At 62.9% G+C, this 19260-nt stretch carries 19 protein-coding genes; 5 read left to right on the top strand and 14 right to left on the bottom strand.

The window, feature by feature from the left end; genetic code table 11:
• The first annotated feature begins 6 nt into the window (after positions 1–6).
• The gene (locus ACFVSJ_RS14405; RefSeq protein ID WP_387437514.1) at positions 7–915 is read left to right on the top strand and encodes a DMT family transporter; all 909 of its coding nucleotides are present in this window, start codon (positions 7–9) and stop codon (positions 913–915) included.
• 31 nt (positions 916–946) lie between these two features.
• Here ACFVSJ_RS14405 and ACFVSJ_RS14400 read toward each other — a convergent pair whose 3' ends face one another.
• Both ACFVSJ_RS14400 and ACFVSJ_RS14395 read right to left on the bottom strand, forming a co-directional pair.
• Complete coding sequence (locus ACFVSJ_RS14400; protein ID WP_387437513.1) at positions 947–1825, bottom strand: glycosyltransferase; 879 nt, start codon at positions 1823–1825, stop codon at positions 947–949.
• A gap of 122 nt (positions 1826–1947) precedes the next feature.
• Entirely contained in the window at positions 1948–2853 is a 906-nt protein-coding gene (locus tag ACFVSJ_RS14395) for a hypothetical protein (RefSeq protein ID WP_387437512.1), read from the bottom strand.
• A 153-nt stretch (positions 2854–3006) separates the two neighbouring features.
• On the opposite strand from ACFVSJ_RS14395, the gene ACFVSJ_RS14390 reads away from it, so the two are divergent.
• Both ACFVSJ_RS14390 and ACFVSJ_RS14385 read left to right on the top strand, forming a co-directional pair.
• Complete coding sequence (locus ACFVSJ_RS14390) at positions 3007–3549, top strand: peptidylprolyl isomerase (RefSeq protein ID WP_387437511.1); 543 nt, start codon at positions 3007–3009, stop codon at positions 3547–3549.
• A gap of 9 nt (positions 3550–3558) precedes the next feature.
• Positions 3559–4413 carry a rhomboid family intramembrane serine protease gene (locus ACFVSJ_RS14385; RefSeq protein ID WP_387437510.1) on the top strand — a complete coding sequence of 285 codons (855 nt, stop codon included), beginning with the start codon at positions 3559–3561 and terminating at the stop codon, positions 4411–4413.
• Here ACFVSJ_RS14385 and ACFVSJ_RS14380 read toward each other — a convergent pair.
• From ACFVSJ_RS14380 to ACFVSJ_RS14350, 7 genes are all read right to left on the bottom strand, one after another.
• The gene (locus tag ACFVSJ_RS14380) at positions 4410–5039 is read right to left on the bottom strand and encodes a GyrI-like domain-containing protein (RefSeq protein ID WP_387437509.1); all 630 of its coding nucleotides are present in this window, start codon (positions 5037–5039) and stop codon (positions 4410–4412) included. The genes ACFVSJ_RS14385 and ACFVSJ_RS14380 overlap by 4 nt on opposite strands.
• 690 nt (positions 5040–5729) lie before the next feature.
• On the bottom strand, positions 5730–6332 hold the full coding sequence (locus tag ACFVSJ_RS14375) for a DNA-3-methyladenine glycosylase I (RefSeq protein WP_387437508.1): 603 nt from the start codon (positions 6330–6332) through the stop codon (positions 5730–5732).
• An 85-nt stretch (positions 6333–6417) separates the two neighbouring features.
• Entirely contained in the window at positions 6418–7131 is a 714-nt protein-coding gene (locus tag ACFVSJ_RS14370) for an alpha-ketoglutarate-dependent dioxygenase AlkB family protein (protein ID WP_387437507.1), read from the bottom strand.
• Positions 7128–7754 (bottom strand): methylated-DNA--[protein]-cysteine S-methyltransferase, encoded by a 627-nt coding sequence (locus tag ACFVSJ_RS14365; RefSeq protein ID WP_387437505.1) that lies wholly within the window; start codon positions 7752–7754, stop codon positions 7128–7130. Before ACFVSJ_RS14365 ends, ACFVSJ_RS14370 begins: the two co-directional genes overlap by 4 nt.
• Positions 7751–8299, bottom strand: a complete 549-nt coding sequence (locus ACFVSJ_RS14360; RefSeq protein WP_387437504.1) for an RNA polymerase sigma factor — start codon at positions 8297–8299, stop codon at positions 7751–7753. The genes ACFVSJ_RS14365 and ACFVSJ_RS14360 overlap by 4 nt, the downstream gene beginning before the upstream one ends.
• Complete coding sequence (locus tag ACFVSJ_RS14355; protein ID WP_387437503.1) at positions 8299–8808, bottom strand: methylated-DNA--[protein]-cysteine S-methyltransferase; 510 nt, start codon at positions 8806–8808, stop codon at positions 8299–8301. Before ACFVSJ_RS14355 ends, ACFVSJ_RS14360 begins: the two co-directional genes overlap by 1 nt.
• A 43-nt stretch (positions 8809–8851) precedes the next feature.
• On the bottom strand, positions 8852–9106 hold the full coding sequence (locus ACFVSJ_RS14350) for a cell division protein CrgA (RefSeq protein WP_387437502.1): 255 nt from the start codon (positions 9104–9106) through the stop codon (positions 8852–8854).
• Between the two features lie 260 nt (positions 9107–9366).
• Here ACFVSJ_RS14350 and ACFVSJ_RS14345 point away from each other — a divergent pair, with 260 nt between their 5' ends.
• On the top strand, positions 9367–10083 hold the full coding sequence (locus tag ACFVSJ_RS14345; RefSeq protein WP_387437645.1) for a class E sortase: 717 nt from the start codon (positions 9367–9369) through the stop codon (positions 10081–10083).
• Positions 10084–10253: 170 nt separating this feature from the next.
• Positions 10254–10895, top strand: a complete 642-nt coding sequence (locus ACFVSJ_RS14340) for an aminodeoxychorismate/anthranilate synthase component II (protein ID WP_387437501.1) — start codon at positions 10254–10256, stop codon at positions 10893–10895.
• Positions 10896–10913: 18 nt separating this feature from the next.
• Here the strand turns inward: ACFVSJ_RS14340 and pknB are convergent, their stop codons facing one another.
• From pknB to ACFVSJ_RS14315, 5 genes are read right to left on the bottom strand one after another with little or no spacing between them, the layout of a single operon-like run.
• Complete coding sequence (gene pknB, locus ACFVSJ_RS14335) at positions 10914–12845, bottom strand: Stk1 family PASTA domain-containing Ser/Thr kinase (protein ID WP_387437500.1); 1932 nt, start codon at positions 12843–12845, stop codon at positions 10914–10916.
• Positions 12846–12855: 10 nt separating this feature from the next.
• Positions 12856–14685: a protein kinase gene (locus ACFVSJ_RS14330; protein ID WP_387437499.1), complete on the bottom strand. Its 1830-nt coding sequence runs from the start codon at positions 14683–14685 to the stop codon at positions 12856–12858.
• Complete coding sequence (locus tag ACFVSJ_RS14325; RefSeq protein WP_387437498.1) at positions 14682–16139, bottom strand: penicillin-binding transpeptidase domain-containing protein; 1458 nt, start codon at positions 16137–16139, stop codon at positions 14682–14684. The genes ACFVSJ_RS14330 and ACFVSJ_RS14325 overlap by 4 nt, the downstream gene beginning before the upstream one ends.
• A complete protein-coding gene (locus ACFVSJ_RS14320; protein WP_387437497.1) occupies positions 16136–17566 on the bottom strand; it encodes an FtsW/RodA/SpoVE family cell cycle protein in 1431 nt (476 codons plus the stop codon). The genes ACFVSJ_RS14325 and ACFVSJ_RS14320 overlap by 4 nt, the downstream gene beginning before the upstream one ends.
• The gene (locus tag ACFVSJ_RS14315; protein ID WP_387437496.1) at positions 17563–19260 is read right to left on the bottom strand and encodes a PP2C family protein-serine/threonine phosphatase; all 1698 of its coding nucleotides are present in this window, start codon (positions 19258–19260) and stop codon (positions 17563–17565) included. Before ACFVSJ_RS14315 ends, ACFVSJ_RS14320 begins: the two co-directional genes overlap by 4 nt.

The following is a 19260-nucleotide window of genomic DNA, read 5'->3' as shown; positions in this document are numbered from 1 at the left end:
TGATCCGTGAACCTCCTCATTTCCGCCTTGGGCGTCATCGGTGTCGCCTCCTCCGGACCACTGATTGCCGGCACGCTCGGAGCCACTTCCGTGACGGCTTTGGCGATTGCGTTCTGGCGGAACGCGATCGGCGCCGTGGTGATGGCAGCGCCCGTGGCCATCCGGCAGCCACGGCAATTCACCAGGATCACCCGGCGTGAATTCGGTTGGTCGGCATTCGCGGCTGTTGCCCTGGCCTTCCATTTCGCATGCTTCATTACTGCCCTGCAGTTGACGTCCGTTGCTGCCGCCACGGCGTTGGTTTGTTTGCAATCAGCTTGGATTGCGGTCTTCCAGCTGTTTCGCGGGACGAGGCACCGCTGGCCCGTCTTGGTGGGCCTGGGAATAGCGTTCGGGGGCGTGGTTGCCATTACCGGTTTCGACATGGGGTCCTCCCCAGAAGCCCTCCTTGGCGATGTGCTGGCCCTGGCTGGTGGTGCCTTGGCGGGACTGTACACCCTGGCTGGAGGCAAGGCCCGACAGACCATGGGAACCGGAACCTACACGGCCCTCTGCTACGGAATGTGTGCCGCTTTGGTTGCCCTCATGGCCTTGGTGGCCGGCCAGCCACTGTCAGGGTTCGACGCCGGAGGCTGGCTTGGGATCCTTGCCATCACCGTTTGCGCGCAGTTGGTGGGGCACACGGCCTTTAACCACTTGCTGGCCACCATGAGTCCGCTGGTGGTTTCGATGATCATCCTGCTGGAGATTCCAGGGGCGGCCATTCTCGCGGCGGTTTTCCTGGGCGAGACGCTCCCCGGCGGTACCTACGCGGGCCTGGCGCTGATACTCGTCGGCCTTGCCGTGGTGGTCATCGGGCAGCGGCGCGGCAGGACTGAAGAAGACCGGCGCGAAGTAGAGCTGGGCACGGACTGAGGCAGCCGTCGTCGTGCGTTGAGGTGCCGGGCTACAGGCCGCCGCGCCGAACGCCGCCCTGCGCAGCATTGGCGGTATGGATGGCCCGAAGGAGCTTGGCGGGGAAATACACCGAGAAGAAGACCACCATGGGTGCCTTCAATGCCATTTTCTTGACGTTGTGGGCCTTATACGTCCGGTCGAAACGCGTGACGTAGTAGCGATAGTCCCGCGGGGAATCCTCAAGCCGCCGCGCGGACATCCCGGAGACCATCTGCGGCCAGTATTGGATGTGGAGATCGTGCTCGGCGAGGTGCAGGGACAGATCGATGTCCTCGTGCATCTCGTCCTTCTCATCGAGGCAGGCTTCGTCACGGATGGTCTCCCATGCCGAGCGGCGGAGCGCCATGTTGGAGCCGAACAGGAAGTGGTACTGGTGCTTGGCGAGGCGGAGCATCAGTTGGCGCATTTTGTCGTCGGCTTTGAGGCCAAAGCGGCGCATGGGCATGTCGTAATACACCACTGGGCCAGTCGCAGCCTGGACCGCGGGATCCGAGAAAGCCTTCTGGACCTGTTCCACCCAGTCAGGTTCAAGGACCGAATCTGCGTCGATCCGTCCTACGATCTCCGCCTTGGCATTGTTCAGGCCAAAGTTCCGGGTTGGAATGAGGCCTTGGGTTTCGGCTTGGCGGAGCAGGATGATGGGGCTCTCCGGATATTCCTGCTGCATCTGGCCAACGATCCTGGCCGTATGGTCGGTGGAGAGGTTGTCCACCACGATGATTTCTTCGGCAGGAACCGACTGGTAGATGGCAGCAATCAGGCACTGGCGTATGACGCTTTCTTCGTTGTACGCCGGGATGACAATCGAGACGCCCGGAGGCTCCGGGACGTCGGTGAGGGCACCCCCGAGGGGTCTATCAGCTGACATCACTTCAAATCTAACATTCGGCCCCGCGCCGCCAGCGGACTCCCGGGTTACAAGCTGAATAACACTGAAGGGACCCCGGTGGCGGGATCCCTTCAGTGTTTAGGCTGTCTGAGGCGTGGAGACTAGGCTTCCGAACCCTTGTCCTCGTCCTTGTGGATGCTGGCCGCGATGTTCTTGACGGCGGTCTTCGCATCGGTGGCAACCTTGGCCGTGGTGTCCCCGGCCTTCTCCGCGGCGTCCGTGGCAGCTTCTTCAACCGTGGCGGTCGATTCCTTGGCTGCGGCTGTTGCCGAGGCCGCAGCGTCGGCCGGAACGGGGGCCAGAGTTGGAGTCGGGGTAACGGGCGACGGCGTCTTCCACGGATCCTCAACCGGCTTGGCTGCCTTCCATGCGGCCACACCCGCAGCCACAGCGGCCGCGATCACGGTGACTACCAGCCAGCCGCGCTTTTTGGGCTTCTGCTGCTTGGCCAGCTGCTTGGAAACAGCCTTGCTGGTTTCATCGGCAACGGCTTTGATGTGCTTGCCGGTGGCCTGCGCCTGTTCCTGGACGCTGTGGACAACACCCGAGTCCACGAGCTTCTGGGCTACCGCGTCCACCTGTGCCGGAGCGTTTTCCAGCGCGTGGTGGACAGCTACCGACGCGTGGCCGAGCTGTTCGGAAAGCTTGGGCAGGTACTCGTCAACCACCTTGTCACGGGCAACGCCGAGTGCAGGAGTTGCCTTGTTGAGGGTCTCCTGGATCCTGGGGGCGGCGTCCTCGACGGCGTCGTGGATCTTTGGGGCCAGCTGGGCAAGCCCGTCCTGGATCTTCGGAGTGACTTTCTCAACGCCGTCCGCCAGGTTGTGGGCGGCCGACTTCAGTCCCTCCTGGATCTTGGGAGATGCGCTGTCAATCCCGTGTTGGATACGCGGAACAGCCCAGTTGACGGCTGCTTCAACACGTGGCGCTGCCCAGTCGCGGGCGTTGTCGACGCCTGTTGCAACAGAGTGCTCAATGTCGCGGGCAATACGGTCTGATTTCTTCACAACTACCTCCCGATACACATGCTGGTTTGTTGCTAGCCTACGTGCCCCACGGAACACGGGCTATTCATCGTTGCGATTCTTTCCGGATTTCACCGAGCGCGGAACCGGCTTTCGGGCCGCCCCGGCGTTGACCCTGCATGAAAGAATGGGCGCATGACCATCGCAACCGCAAAAGCAACAATCCACACGAACCTGGGCGACATCAAGGTTGACCTCTTCGGCAACCACGCCCCCAAGACCGTCGCCAACTTCATTGGTTTGGCCACTGGCGAAAAGTCCTGGACCCACCCGGAGACCGGCGAAGACAAGACCGGCACCCCGCTCTACGACGGCACCATCTTCCACCGGATCATCAAGGACTTCATGATCCAGGGCGGCGATCCCCTGGGCCGCGGCATCGGCGGACCGGGCTACAAGTTCGACGACGAAATCCACCCCGAGCTGACCTTCAACGCTCCGTACAAGCTCGCCATGGCCAACGCCGGCATCCAGATGGGCAAGGGCACCAACGGTTCCCAGTTCTTCATCACCACGGTCAACACCGACTGGCTGTTCGGCAAGCACAGCATCTTCGGCGAGGTTACCGACGAGGAATCCCGCAAGGTCGTTGACGCAATCGAGGGCGTCCGCACCGGCATGGGCGACCGTCCCGTTGAAGACGTGGTCATCAACAGCATCGACATCGAACAGCTCTAGCCTTCACCCATGAGCTACGGAATCCCGTCGGCCGAGCCGTCCGCTGATATTCCGGTGTGCCCCCGGCACCCGGACAGGCCCTCCTACGTAAGGTGCCAACGCTGTGGGCGCCCTGCGTGCCCGGAGTGCCAGCGGGCGGCCGCCGTCGGGTTCCAGTGCGTTGACTGCGTCAACGAGCAAAAACGTACGACGCCGGCCTACCGGTCCGCGTATGGCGGCGCCTTGGCGGTCGGTAAGCCGTTGGTGACGTACGTGATCATCGGGTTGTGCGTGCTGGTTTACGTTCTCCAATGGATCGTTCCTGGCGATGTCCTTTACCAGCAGTTCGCCTTCGCGAATGTCGCGGCGGAGCGCGAACCATGGCGGATGCTGACAGCGGCCTTCCTGCATTCGCAGAGCTTCCTGCTGCACATTGTCTTGAACATGTACACCCTGTGGATCTTCGGACAAGCCCTTGAGCCATTGCTCGGGCGCATCCGTTTCCTTGCCGTGTACCTGCTGTCGGCCATCGGCGGTTCCCTCGGCTTCCTGCTCCTGACTCCCGATTACCCTCCCGTGGGTGTCGTAGGTGCCTCCGGGGCCATCTTCGGCCTCTTTGGGGCCATGCTGGTGGTCCAGCGCCACCGCGGCGGCGACACCCGCCAGCTGTGGGTCCTGATCGCCATCAACGGAGCCATCGGCTTTTTTGTGCCGGGCATTGCGTGGCAGGCCCACCTGGGCGGTTTGATCACCGGCGGCTTGGCTGCAGCCGCCATCGCGTACGCCCCCCGGGGAAAGAACCAGACGATGCTCCAAGTGGGAGGCCTGGTCCTGGTGGCGGCATTGCTGGCCGTTGTGACCTGGTTCCGCGTAACAGGCGGCTAACTAACCTCCGCCACGGGTTGCCGGAGGATGGTCTTGAGCTTTTCGGGGGCAGTTCTGCGAGCATCGCTGAGGTAGATCTCGTGATGTTTCCCGGTCATCCGCAGGGAGTTCTGCGGGATGAAGCGGTGGTGCATTTCTTCCAACACGGGCCCCTCTGCGTCGTATGGCCCTATGTGCAGGGTCTGCACCGCCAAGCCCTCATTGAGCGTTGCCAGGCGGAGTGCGTCCAGCGCGGGCGCTTCCCCTTTGCCCGCCACGGTTCCCCGTGCTGCCTCCACATGTTCGAGCGTGATCCACTCCGGCGCCATGATCATCATGGTCCATTCCCACTTCGATTTGTCCCGCGAACTGGTGAAGCTGGCCATGTCCTCGGACCACCACAGGCCTTCGAGGGGCATGACTGAATAGTCCCTGCCGAGTTCCTTTTTGCTGAAGAACTTCAGTGTGTAGGCCACCGGATAGAGGGTGCTCAAGGCATCTTTGTACGCGCGGGACGCGTTGGGATCGCCGTGCCCATCCACCATGAGGAACTGCAAGGGCGGAACAGTCACCAGCTCGAGCCGACCGGCACTGGCCTTGTAGCTGGGGATCTCCTTCTTGTGATCGATCTTGTTGTCACTGCTCATGTACAGCCCTCCCCCGTTCACAGCACGACTGGTTGATTATCCACAGATGTTATCCACACTGTGTGTAACTTACATGCGTGTAGTTACTCCCGAGTTGGCCTGCGTCCGGGGGAAAACGGGCAGATATCCCCCGTTTGGCATGTTTTCATCCACATCTGTGGATAACTTTGTCCCCCGCAGGGGTGGTTATGTGGACAAATAGGGCCTCAGGGAGTGGGGTGTGGAAAACCCTGTTAATCCACCTGTTAATAAGGGCGTATCAACAGGCTTATCAACACTGTTAATAACTTACAGTCGTGTAGTTCAAGGGCCGATGTGACCGTAAGGCCGCGCCAGTTCAGGGGTTTGGCCTCATCAACCCACACTTTTTCCCCAGTTGTGGATAACTTGTGCGTAGCCGCTTGTTGTTAAGTGGACAGTCGCCTCGAGTCCACCTTCCGTCGGCCCTTGGCGAGGGAAGCCGGTCACCTCGGGCGAGGGTGAAGGATGCAATGCCCCAAAGGTGAACTTTCCGTGAAGAGGGGAACACTATCCACAGTGCGATGCACAGTGGGTATAACCCTGTTCAAAACCGTCTGAACGCCGTAAACACTGTAATGGCGGGGATGCAGGGCCGGGATACGTGGATGTCCACAGAAGTTATCCCCGGTTGTGGATAACTTTACGCACTTCTGTGGACAGGAATCGGGGTTAACCCCAGATGCCCGAGGACCCGCGCCGGTGGCTGTCCACCAGATGGGTGTCGATAATCCCGACAGCTTCCATGAGGGCGTACATAGTGGTGGGACCGACGAACGCGAAGCCCTTCTTGCGCAGCGCCTTGGACAGGGCGATGGACTCGGGCGACGTGGTGGCGATGTCCGCGAGGGTCTTGGGTGCGGGTGTGGATTCAGGTTTGAAGGACCATACGAAATCCACAAGGCCGCCCTCTTCACGCAAAGCTATGGTGGCCTTGGCATTGGTGATAGCAGCACGGATCTTCAGCCTGTTGCGTACGATCCCGGCATCCATCATCAGCCGTTCGACGTCGTCCTCAGTGAAAGCTGCGACGCTCTCGGGGTGGAAGTCCAAGAACGCCGTTCGGAAGGCTTCGCGTTTGCGGAGGATGGTGGCCCAGGACAGGCCCGCCTGGAAGCCTTCGAGACTGATTCGCTCATACATACCCTGCTCGTCCCGGACAGGCATGCCCCACTCATGGTCGTAGTACGCCTGCATCAACGGATCCGACGCAGCCCACACGGGCCGTGCCAGGCCGTCTTCGCCAATGATGGTGCCGTTCTCTGCCGGGGTCATGCGGTGCTCCTCTGTGGCATCCCAGAGGCTGGCCATGGTCCGGCCCGCCAAGGGTGGGTGTTCTGCCGATTATTCTGCCTGCTGGCTACGACAATCCTGTGACACGCATGGTGATGTTGATGCGCCCCTCAGAAAGCCCGCAGTCCGAGGGGGCCGTTCCAGGATGGACCTTGGGAATGCCGTGGTAGGCAAACCGCGTGTCGCCGCCGAAGACGAAGAGGTCTCCGGAGCGCAGTTGGATGTCCGTGTACGGCTTGGTTCGGGTCTCCGTGTTTCCAAAGCGGAAAAGGCAGGAGTCACCGATGCTCAGTGAAACTACCGGGGCGCTGGAGCACTCGTCCTTGTCCTGGTGCATGCCCATCACAGCAACATCGTTGTAAAAGTTCACCAGGGCTGCATCCGGAGTGTAGTCCTGGGCAAGTTCAGCCAGGGTTGCATCGACCCGTTCCGGCGTGTAGGCAGCCGCCACAGCCTTCCTGCCGAGACGAACCATCCAGTCCGGGAAGTCCAGTACTGGAGATCCGTTCACGTCCGTGGCCTCCCGCGAGTAGCGGTACGGTCGCCAATGCCAGCCCAGGCACACGGTTCGGACGGACATTTGGTGGCCGCCGGGCAGTGTAGCCGCCCGCAGCGGTACCGGGCCGTGGGTCCACTCCCTGAAGCGATCCACGATCCACCGCTGCTGCTCCGGAGTGAGCCAGCCCGGCACGTGGACAGCGCCAGGGGCAATCAGGCGGGGACCGGCGTCGTGCGTGGCCGGCTGGACCAACTCCACCGGAAACAGCGCGTCCTCGCTCATGCCGCCTCCAGGTTCAGCAGGGTGCGCTTGGCGTCCGTGCCTCCAAGGTACCCACCGTAGGAGCCATCGGAGCGGACCACGCGGTGGCAGGGCACGATCACTGGCAACGGGTTGGTGGCACAGGCGGTGCCGACTGCCCTGACGGCCTTGGGGCTTCCTGCCGCTTGGGCCACTTGGGCATAGCTTTCCGTGCTGCCGTAGTCGATGTGGGGAAGGTGGTGGAGAACGTCCAGCCTGAAGCCGCGTGACAACCGGAAATCGATAGGGAGGTCAAAGCTGCGGCGTGTGCCGCTGAAATACTCGTCCAACTGCCTGGCGGCCTCGTCCAGGCGCGAGGGGGCCCGGAGGATGGAGGGGCTCACGGTGTCTGCAAGGCGCTGCAGGACTGCTTGGTGGTCCTCCAGTTCGAAGGCCACGCGGACGATCCCCTGCTCTGTGGTGGCAAGGAGGAGTTTGCCAACAGGCGAATCGACCACTGTGTAGGCGATCTTCAGGGCGTCATCCTCCAAGGCATCACGGATGAGGCGGGCATGCAGACTGGCCAGTGCTGTTTCAAGCCCGGAATCCAGTGGTTTAAGGAGGGTGGCCACATCGCCTTGGTTCGGAGTGGATTCGAGGGTCATCGGGAAGCTCCTTTCGGGGTTGTCGAAACCAGGGCGGGGTGTGACGGAAGGGGGTGGTCTGTGAGGGCCGTGCGGAGCGCCCTGACTCCGTCGGCTCCAGCGCGCCGTGCGGCCTCGGGCGTGCCGCCGAGCAGGGCCGCGATGTCCTTGTAGGGAAGGCCGGCGAGAAAGTGGTACGCGACGGCTTGGCGTTGCTTGGGAGGGAGTTGGCCCACGGCCTGGAGAAGCTCAGCGTGTCCGTCGCCGGGAATGCCGATCCGGGAGGGCTCCTCCGGGGGCGTGTCCACAGGGACTGCGCGCCGGCCCGTGGCGCGCAGGAGGTCCAGGCACTTCCGGTGGGCGATGGTCACGAGCCAGGCCTCGACGTTGGCATCCGCGGGAAGGTCCCCGTATGCCTTCAGTGCTGCCAGGAACGTTTCGGACCAGGCGTCGTCGGCCTCGTGGATTCCAAGAACTGCGCGGCAGACCCGCAGGACCGTTGCGCCGTGGTCCTGGACGACCGCCTCGAAGGGCCTCTTGGTGAACGCGCCCGGAATGGAACCCATCAGAAGAGTTTGCTCTCTTTGATGGACGCAGGCTCTTCGAGTTCCAGAAGGAAACGCTTGTTGGCCAAACCGCCGGCGTAACCCGTGAGTTGGCCCTTGTGACCAACCACGCGGTGGCAGGGAATGATGATGCTTACCGGGTTGCGCCCCACCGCCGATCCAACAGCCTGGGCCAGGTGGGGATCTCCCAGCTCGGCTGCCAACTCGCCATACGTGACAGTTTCCCCGAATGGAATACGCTGCAGCCGCTCCCAGACGCGCTCCTGGAAGGGGTTTCCACTGGTCCTGAAAGGGACGTCGAAGAGTGTACGGCTGCCGTTCAGATACTCGTACAGTTCCGACTCGGCCCGCGAAAAGACGGGATCCTCCGGATCCACGGCGTCTCCGAAGTAGTCCGGCGGAGGCAGATGCCAATGGCCTTCATAAAAGATGCCAGTCAAAAATTCCCCGTGGGCAGTCAGCGTCAACTGCCCCAACGGGGAATCTATGGTGGTGTGCCTGCTGTTCATATCCTGTAGACGTTCACTGGCACGGAAATGTGAGGTTGGAGTTTTAGGAACGCCAGCGGGTGGTCATGAGGAATCCGACGATCGCGATTCCGAAGCCTGCCACGATGTTCCACGAAGCCCAATCCCGCACGGGGAACTGCCCCTCTGTGATGTAGAACGTGATGATCCAGATGAGGCCAATGATCATGAGGCCAAACATCACTGGCTTGTACCAAACCGGATTCGGCTTGTACTGCTGCGCGGCGGAAGTCTGCTGTTCCTGACGGGCAGGCCGCTTGCGGGGCTTGGACTCGGGCACGGATCCTCCTTGGCTGATTCACATAAACCCGTCGCAGCCTGCCTTGATATCCTGCAGGAAAGGAAAATTCCAGCGGTCAACGGCCAGCGGCGTTCCGGGTTGGTCTAGCTGTCAAGTCTAGCCGTAACCAATGGGCCGTTTGCGCCGCCCGCGTCCTGAGACGAGGAGAGCCCGTGGCGCACCAGCAGACGTCAGCCGCTGCTGCTGTGCCGTCCGCTGGAAGCCGGCGGAACAGGCCCCCGAAGCGGAAGCTCCGGCCCATGGGCGTCGTCCGGAGAGTCATCCAGGTCCTGGGTGAACTGCTCATCACCGCCGGCGTGGTGCTGCTTCTCTTTGTTGCCTGGGAACTTTGGTGGACCAACGTAGAGGCCGACGCCAAGCAAAACGAAGCCGTGAAGAGCTTCGCCCAGGAGTTCACCGGCCCTGTTGCGCCCGCTGCGCCGGCAGATTACGGCAACCCGGTGGTGGGGACTGCGCCGCGCAATGGCGAAACCATCGGCATCATGTACGTCCCTCGCTTCGGTGCCACCTACACCCGCCCCATCATTGAGGGCACCGGATCCGATGTCCTGGACACTTTGGGCCTGGGGCACTACGGAAGCACCAGCATGCCCGGGGCGGTTGGCAACTTCGCCGTGGCCGGACACCGGCAAACCCACGGCGCTGTCCTGGACAGCATCCACACGCTGGTTCCGGGCGACAAGATCTACGTCCAGACCAAGGATGGCTACTACACCTACGTGTTCCGCAACAACCAGATTGTGCTCCCGAGCCGGACCGACGTGTTGTTGCCTGTCCCCACGCAACCAGGTGCCACCCCCAACGAAAGCATCCTGACCATGACCAGTTGCAACCCCCGTTTCGGGTCACAGGAACGAATCATCGCCTACTCCGTCCTGGACAGCTGGCAACCTTCCTCAGCCGGACCGCCGTCGGACATTGCCGCCCTGGTGGCCCAAGCCCAAGGAAAGGGGTAGCAGATGTACGCCTGGATTTTCCGTAATCTGCCCGGCCCACTATGGGTGCGGATCCTGACCTCTTTGGTCCTCGTGGGAGTGGCCCTGGTACTTATGGTCCAGTTCCTTTTCCCTTGGTTTTCCCAATTCACCGCCCTGACCGACTCAACGATTGGTGCAACACAGCAGCCATGAGCACAACAAAAATCCTGGTCGTAGACAACTACGACAGCTTCGTTTACACCCTTGTTGGATACCTGCAGGAACTCGGTGCCGAAACCACCGTTGTCCGCAACGACGACGTGACGCTGGCCGAGGCCAAGGAACTCGCCGCCGCCCGGGACGGCGTCCTGGTCTCCCCCGGCCCCGGCACGCCTGCCGAGGCGGGTGTCTGCATCGAGCTCATCAAGTGGTGCGGCGAGAACAACAAACCCATGTTCGGCGTCTGCCTGGGCCATCAGGCCCTCGCGGAAGCCTACGGCGGCGTTGTTACGCACGCTCCTGAACTCATGCATGGCAAGACGTCGCCGGTGCAGCATCAGGGCAAGAGCGTCTTCGCAGGCTTGCCCTCCCCGGTGACTGCCACGCGCTATCACTCGCTCGCGGCGGTTCGGGATTCCATCCCAGACGTCCTGGAGATCACTGCAGAGACCACCAATGGCGTGGTGATGGGCCTCCAGCACAAGACGGCACCCCTCTGCGGCGTGCAGTTCCACCCCGAATCTGTGCTCACCGAGGGCGGCTACCAGATGCTCGGCAACTGGCTTGAGTCACTTGGAATGCACGGCGCGGCAGAGCGTGCGGCCAAGCTGAGCCCGCTGATCCAGCACTAGGAGCGCCGGCGCCGCCGTTCAGTCCTTCTTGGTGGGCGTCGGCGTCGGCTTCGGCTTGTCCGTGGGGGCCGGTGTGGGCGTGGGAGCCGGTGCCGGCGCCTTTGCCACCGTGACGGTGATGGTCTTGCCCTGATCCACTTCGGCGTTGGCGGCGTCGCTCTGGGCGGTCACCTTGCCGGGGTCCACTTGGCTGTTTTCCTGCTCGACCACGGACATCACCAGCCCGTTTTCCTTCAGGAGCGCTTCGGCTTCGGCTTGTGCCAGGCCGATCAGCTGAGGCATGAGCACCTTGCCCGAGGAGACCTGCAGTTCGACGTTGGAGCCGGCGGCAATGGGCGCTCCAGGGGCCGGTCCTGTGGTGATGACCAGGCCGGAAGGAACCGTGGGGCTGTGTGTCCGGACGCTTGAGATGGTGCCTGTGATGCCCAAACGTTTCAGGTAGTCTCGGGCATCGGCTTCCGTGCGCCCGGCGATGTCCTTGGGGATGGTCACCGAACTGGGTCCACTGGAGATGTTGAGGGTCACCTCGGCGTTCTGTTCCAGCATGGTTCCGGCCGTTGGCGAGGTACCTATGGCCATGTCCTTGGCAACAGAATCGCTGGCCACCCGTGCTGTCTTTGGGACCAGCTTGGCGCCGTAGAGCTCTTGGATCGCCTGCGACTCCGACATGTTGGCAACCGTGGGAACAGCCACCTTGGCAGGTGCCGGAGGAGGCGTGTTGACCACGCTGTAGATCCAGAATCCGGCACCGGCCAGTACCAGGATGGTGAATATGGCGAGCGTTGCGGCCCACGCACGACGGCGTGACTTCTGCCGTGCGGTCCTCTCCCGTTCCGGCGGGAGGCCCAACGGAAGCGGTTCCTCCTGGTGGCGGGTGGCGTAGGTCTGCGGCTCCGTGTAACCGGTACGCTCGGGGTCGTCGTTGATCTGGTCGACGTCGAGGAAGCCGATGGCGGTGGCGCTCAGCAGTTGGGTTGCGGGGCCCTCGTCGTCCACGAGGTCGTTGGGATCCGTGGGAGCCTCGCTCGCGGCCACCGCCGGCACGGGGATGCCGTTGCTCGCTGCCCTGAGTGCCCGCCGGAACGCTGCGGCATCCTGGAAACGGTCGCTGCGGTTCTTCTGGAGGGCCTTGGTCAGGACCGAATCGAGGGCTTCGGAAACCTCCGGATTATGCGCACTGGCAAGGTCCGGCGTTTCCCGGACGTGCTGGTAGGCCACCGAGACCGGGCTGTCGCCCACGAACGGTGGCCTGCCGGTCAGGAGTTCATAGAGCAGGCAGCCTGCCGAATAGAGGTCGCTGCGGGCATCTACGGTTTCACCGCGGGCCTGCTCCGGCGACAGGTACTGGGCTGTCCCCACTACGGCCTGCGTCTGGGTCATGGTTGCGGAGGAATCCGCCATGGCGCGTGCGATGCCAAAGTCCATGACCTTGACGTCTCCGCTGTCCCCGCACACCATCACGTTCGCGGGCTTGATGTCCCGGTGGACAATGCCTGCACGGTGGCTGTATTCCAAGGCAGACAGCACACCGAGCGTGTAGCCGATGGAGTCCTCGACAGTCAGCTCTTTGGCTTTGATCATGTCCCGCAGGGTGCGGCCGGAGACGAACTCCATGACGATGTACGGGACGCGTACGTCTTCTCCGGGACCGCCGGGAACCGAGTACTCTCCGGTGTCGAAGATGGCCACGATGGATGCGTGGTTGAGCGCGGCCACGGCTTGGGCTTCGCGCTTGAAGCGTGCCTGGAACTGCGGATCGCGTGCGAGGTCCGCCCGAAGGACTTTGACCGCAATGGTGCGCCCAAGGAGCGTATCCGTTCCGCGGTATACATCTGCCATGCCGCCACGGCCGATCAGCTCACCGAGTTCGTAGCGACCGTTGAGGATGCGCTGTTCAGACACAGGCGTGCTTTCCTCTCGATGCGCCGGACCGGGCCGTGACGTTGACATGGCGGACTACTTAATTGCTCGGGCGGGCGCTGGGGCTGCCGCTGGACGTGGACGGACTGCTGGGAACAACAGACTTGGACAGGTAATAGGTGACTACCGATCCGGCCTCAACGTTGGTTCCTGCTGCGGGAGAAGACCTGACGAAGGTTCCAGGCTGTTGGGTCGGCGAACCGTTCACGGGGTCGCCGGCCACCCAACGCAGGCCTGCGCCTTCGATGAGTCCGCGGACCTGGTCCTCGGGCAGGCCAACGCCGATGCTCGGAACGGCCACCATCTCCGGACCCTTGGAGTACTGGACGGTGATGGTGGTGCCTGGATCAACCGGACCGGTGGGGTTCAGGCTGACAACTTCACCGGGCGCGGCGGAGTTGCTGAAGACTTCCTGGCCGTTGACGCCCAAGCCCAGAGCCCGCAATTCCGAGCTGACCTGCGAGAACTGCTGACCCAGATACTGTTCCGGGATCACGTTGACCTTCGACTGCGTGGACTGCGTGGGAGTCGGAGTCTGCGAAGTCTGGGTGGGGGTCGGCGAAGATGAGCTGCTGGTGGGGCTTGAGGACACACTGGGGCTCGACGACGAACTGCTGGGGCTGGGGCTCGGCGAAAAGAATCCGGACTGTGAAATCAGGAAGCCGACCAAGGCAAAGAGAACCAACAGGATCAGGGCAACCAACGGCCAGGTCCACGGACTGCGCTTCTTCCGCTCCGGTTCCCGGTCGTCGTAGTTGTCGTCATCGTCGCTGTAGACGGTCTCGTCGTCGTTGAGTTGGCGTTCCGCTTCGAGCGCGTTGGCGCGGGTCAAGGCGTTGTCCGAGGACGCAGCCGCGGCACCCACAGCAGCCCCGGCCGCGGCGGCTCCAACCACCGGAAGTGCGGAGGTCGCCGTCGTCGATTGCTCTTTTCCGAACGGTGAGGCAACAACGCCCGTGGGGGCCGTCGCCGTGTTGACCGGTGCTGTGATGGGGCCGGTGGCGCCTTCGAAGAGGAGCATGCCGGGCACGGCGGCGTGCGCCGTGGAGATGTCGCCGTTGCGGATGGCTTCGGCGGCCTCGGCCAGCTTGATGGCATTGGCCGGACGGTTCTTGGGGTCCTTGGCCAGCATGGACATGAGCAGCGCCCGCACCGGCATGGGAAGGGTCTCCGGGAGCGGGGGCGGAGCATCGTTCACCTGGGCCAGGGCAATGGCAATCTGCGACTCGCCCGAGAACGGCCGGTGGCCCGTGAGGCACTCATAGCCGATGACACCCAGGGAATAGATATCCGAGGATCCGGTAGCGGTTTGTCCCGTGGCCTGTTCCGGTGCGAGGTACTGGGCCGTTCCCATGACCTGCCCGGTCTGGGTGAGCGGCACCTGGTCCGCGAGGCGGGCGATGCCGAAGTCCGTTACCTTCACGCGGTTGTCCGGCGTGATCAGCAGGTTGCCGGGCTTGATGTCGCGGTGCACGAGGCCTTGTGCGTGCGCCACAGCAAGGGCACGGGCCGTTTGGGAAATGATGGAGAGCGTCATGTCCGGGGACAACACCTGCTCCCGCTCCAGGATGGCACTCAGCGGGTGCCCCGGAACAAGCTCCATGACCAGGTACGCGGAGCCGGCTTCCTCGCCGTAATCGAAGACGTTGGCGATGCCGACGTGGTTGAGGAGTGCGGTGTGGCGGGCCTCGGCGCGGAAACGCTGGAGGAAGCCGGGGTCACCGGTGTATTCCTCCTTGAGTACTTTGATGGCAACGATCCGGCCAAGGATCTGGTCCTTTGCCTTCCAGACCTCGCCCATGCCACCAATCGCAATGCGACTGGTCAGCTGGAACCTGCCGCCGAGTGTGATTCCCGAAGTAGGTCTCACTTATTCAACACCGCCTCAAAAATCTTCTTTGCGTTCGGACTGGTTAGCTTGGCACCGCTGAGCACATCCACACCTTCCATGACGATGGTGACGGCCACTTGCGGGTCGTTTGCCGGGGCGAACCCGGTAAACCATGAGTTGTTCAGGCCTGAATCGCCGAGCTCCGCGGTACCGGTCTTACCGGCCACTTTGACGCCGGAAACCGACGCGCCGTTGGCGATGCCGTTGTCCACGGCACTGGTCATCCACTCGGTGATCTGGCTGGCGATGGGCTGGGTGGTGCTGGTACGGAGGGCCTCCGGCTTGGACTCGCTGATGACGCGGAGATCCGGGGACCTGACGGTCTTGACCAGGTTTGGCTTCATCTGCACGCCGCCGTTGGCAATGGCGGCGGTCATGAGGTTGATCTGCAGCGGGGTTGCCTTGACGTCGCGCTGGCCCACAGAGGACTGTGCCAGCTGTGCCTGGTCGAGGTCCTTCGGGAAGATGCTGGGTGCCATTTGGAGCTTGAGCTGGTCACCGAAGTTGTCCCCGAAACCAAACTTTTCGGCCTGGGTGCGGATGGCATCCTGTCCAAGGTCCAGCGCGATGCTGGCAAACGGCGTGTTGCAGCTTTGCTCCAAGGCGAAGGAGAACGACGCCGTCTCCCGGACGTTGCAGTTACCGCCGGCGTAGTTGGGAAGGCTCGCGCTGGATCCCGGGAGCGGCAGGCTTGCCGGGTTGGGGAGCTCGCTGTCCTTGTTGTACTTTCCGGAGTTCAACGCCGCAGCGGTGTCGATCAGCTTGAAGACAGAGCCCGGGGACAGCAGATTACCCGTGGGGCCACTGACGTTCTGGTTCAGGTTGATCCCCGGGATCTGGTTGAGCTCGGTGTAGTTGGCCTGTGCCGCCTTGGAATCGTGGGTGGCGATCAGGTTGGGATCGTAGGACGGTTTGGAGACCATGGCGAGGATTGCGCCGGTCTTCGGATTCGTCACCACGATGGAGCCGCGCTGGCCCTCCGGGATCAGGTCGTAGGCAAGCTTCTGGATTGCCGGGTCCAAGGTGAGTTCCACGGACGCGCCCTTGGGTTCGTTTCCGAGGAACATCTGGCTCACGCGGTCCAGGAACAACTGGTCCGAGTTGCCGGCAAGGGTGTCTCCCATGGACTGTTCGAGGCCCGTGGAACCAAAGCCCTTTGAGAAGTAGCCCGTGATGCCCGCGTACAGTTCAGGTTGTGTGTACTTTCGCTGGAAGGCGCAGGACTCGTTCCCCGTGACGGACTCGGCGATCGGCGTGCCGGCCACAATGATGGCCCCACGGTCGTTGCAGAATGACGCCAGGATGGCGCGCTGGTTCCAAGGGTTCTTGTTGAGATCGTCGGCACCGATGACCTGCACGTAGCTGATGGCTCCGAGGATCAACGCAAACATGGCGACGGCAGCCATCCACGAACTTCTAATGGCCTGGTTCATTGATGCTTCACCGCCTCTGTTGGTGTGCTGGGGGTTTGTCCCGTGGACGGCTTACGGGCAGCCGGGGTGCTGCTGGTGGCCGGTGGCCGGTTCACCATGGGTGTAGTGTCCACTGGACCCCGGGCCGTGTTGGAAATCATGAGAAGTAATCCAACAATGATCCAGTTGGCCAACAGCGACGAACCACCGGCGGCAAGGAATGGCGTGGTGAGGCCGGTCAGCGGGATCAAGCGGGTGACGCCGCCGATGACAACGAAGCACTGGAGGGCGATCGCGAAGGACAGGCCACACGCGAGCAGCTTGCCGAACGCATCACGGGTGCCCAGCGCGGCGCGGAATCCGCGAGTGAACAACAGCAGGTAAAGCATCACCACTGCGAACAGGCCAATCAGGCCTAGTTCCTCGCCGATGAGCGCCACGATCATGTCGCTGTTGGCAAACGGAACAAGGTCCGGCCTGCCCTGGCCCAGTCCCGTACCTACCAGGCCGCCGTCGGCCATGCCGAACAAACCCTGGACTATCTGCCCGCTGCCGCCCGGTGAACGTCCGAATACCTCCGGGGTGAAGGCATTGATCCAGCTGTCGATACGGAACGCGACGTGCGAGAAGATCTGGGCTGCGACGAAGCCGCCGCCCAGGAGCAGGGCCACGCCGATGACCACCCAGGAGATACGGCTCGTGGCCACGTAGATCATGACGATGAACAGGCCGAAGAAGAGGATGGACGAGCCAAGGTCGCGCTGGAACACCAGGACTCCGATGCTTACCAACCACGCGGTGATCATAGGGCCAAGGTCCTTGAAGCGCGGGAACTGCATTGGACCGATCTTGCGGCCGGCCAACAGGATCAGGTCTCGGTTCGAGGACAGGTATCCCGCGAAGAAGATGGCCAAAGTGATCTTGGCGATTTCGCCGGGCTGGAAGGTCATGGGACCAACACGGATCCACACCTTGGCGCCGAGGACCTCGCCCGCCGAAATGCCAGGGACCAAAGGCAGGATCAGCAGCAGGGCGCTTACGGCCAGGGAAATGTACGTGAAGCGTCGCAGGACGCGGTGGTCCTTCAGGAACCAGATGACGGCAATGGCCACGGCCATGGCAATGAGGGTCCAACGGAGCTGGTTGTTTCCCGTGTCCTCGCCCGGCGCATCCATGCGGTGGATCAACGCGAGGCCGAGACCGTTGAGTGCAACCACAATCGGAAGCATTACCGGATCGGCATATTTAGCGCGGAGACGGAGGACCACGTGGAACGCGAAAGCGGCAACAGCCAGCAGGCTGGACTGGAACCAGAAATCGCTGTCCAGCCCGGAATCGGAGTTGATGCTCACCAAGGCACTTGCGCCGATGCCCACGGCCAGGGCCAGGACAATGAGCACCAGCTCGACATTCCGGCGGGGCTTGGGTGTTGTTTCAGGCTGGATCATTTTGCCGCCTCACATGGAGTCGGGACGGGCGAGGGCGTTGGTGTGGCAATCGCTGCCGTGCTTGGAACGGGAACGCTTGTGCTTGGGGACGGGGTGGGAGCCGAGGTGGGGGAGGAACTGGGGCAGCTGGCCGAAGCACTGCCGTAGTTCTTCAGGTTCTCCACGATCCGTTGGGCGTCGTCCAGGTCTCCGGCGGGAACGGTCTGGCGGACGCTTTGCCGGCCATATTCAGGCAGTGAGTCGACGCGGAGGTCCGTCACGGACTCAAGCCTCGAGAGCTGGATGGGGCCGAGCCGCTGCGAGATGCCGTTGTAGATGGCGACCCGCTGGTCGAACTCGCCGACGTAATAGCGGGTCTGGGTCCAGGCGTAGCCAAGCCACAGGCCTACCACCACGCCGAGGACCACGACGGCGGCCACCGCAGGCATGAGCCAGCGGATACGGCGCCGCGGGGGTTCTTCGAGTTCGAGCCGGTCCTGTTCGGCCTTGTGGGTCAGGACTGTCGCTGCCCGGCGGGCCACCGTGCGGCCTGCCACGGTGGGAATCGAACCTGTCTCGGCAGCTGTTGCCGCCGCGCCAACCAGTTCGTGGGGACGGCTGGCCAATTCCTCGCGCAGGACCTCGGCGGACAGGTGCTCGCCAAGGTTCGGATCGGTGGTGGCAGGCGGTTCCTTGTCCTCGGAGGACGCGTCCTTGGTGGCCGGTTCCTTGCCCGAAGCACCAGGATCTTCGGCACCGGGTTCCTGGGCGCTGAAGGAGGAACCCGCAGCCGGTTTCTTGCCGTCTTTTGCGGTCTCCGCAGCCGCGTCCTTGGCGCCGGTCACCTCGTCAGCGGACTTGCTTGCGGTGACAGCCTCCGGCTCGTCCGCTCCGGTGACAGCCGCGGGGGGTACGACGTCGACGGCGGCTGTACTGACGTCGTCGTCCGTTTCTTCCGCGATCTCAAGCATCACGACGGTGACGTTGTCCGGGGCGCCGGCTTCCAAGGTCAGGTCCACCAAGGTTTCCACGCACTCGCGCAGGTCCTTGATTTCGCGGACTTTGCGCTCCACAACGTGGCCGGCTACGTAGTTGAGGCCGTCGGAGCAAAGGAGCCAGCGTTCGCCGGGCTCCACGTCAAGGATGTCCAGATCCAGTTCGGGGCTCGCATCCACGTCGCCCAGGACGCGCATCAGGACGTTCTTGTGGGGATGCGTTTCTGCTTCCTCGGGGCGCAGGCGGCCTTCATCGATGAGGCGCTGCACGAAGGTGTGGTCGATGCTGACCTGCTCGAACTTCTTGTTGCGCAGGCGGTAGGCGCGGGAGTCGCCGATGTGGGCAAAGTGCAGCTTGCGCCCCTCAAGGAGCAGGGCCGTGACGGTGGTACCCATGCCGGAAAGCTTGGGGTTTTGGTGCACCAGTTCGGAAAGCAGGGAATTCGCCGTCTGGATCTCATCGGCGAGGACCGTGTCCGCGCCGTCGGGGTAGTCATCGTGATCCAGGTGGATCATGTCCAGGACCGTGGATGCCGAGGCAACATCGCCACCCGCGTGGCCGCCCATGCCGTCGGCAACGACGGCAAGATGGCGGCCCACGTACGCGGAGTCGTCATTCTTGGAGCGGATCCGGCCGACGTCGGATCGCGCCGCGTAGCGCATGATGAGGGGGCGCTCCGCCGGCGTTTCCTTGCCTTCGGTGGTCTGGGGGGCGGCCAT

Origin of the sequence: Paenarthrobacter sp. NPDC058040 (assembly GCF_042885775.1) — a bacterium.
Taxonomy (GTDB): domain Bacteria; phylum Actinomycetota; class Actinomycetes; order Actinomycetales; family Micrococcaceae; genus Arthrobacter.
Note: the sequence above shows the minus strand (reverse complement) of the source record. Positions and strands in the feature narration are given on the sequence as shown.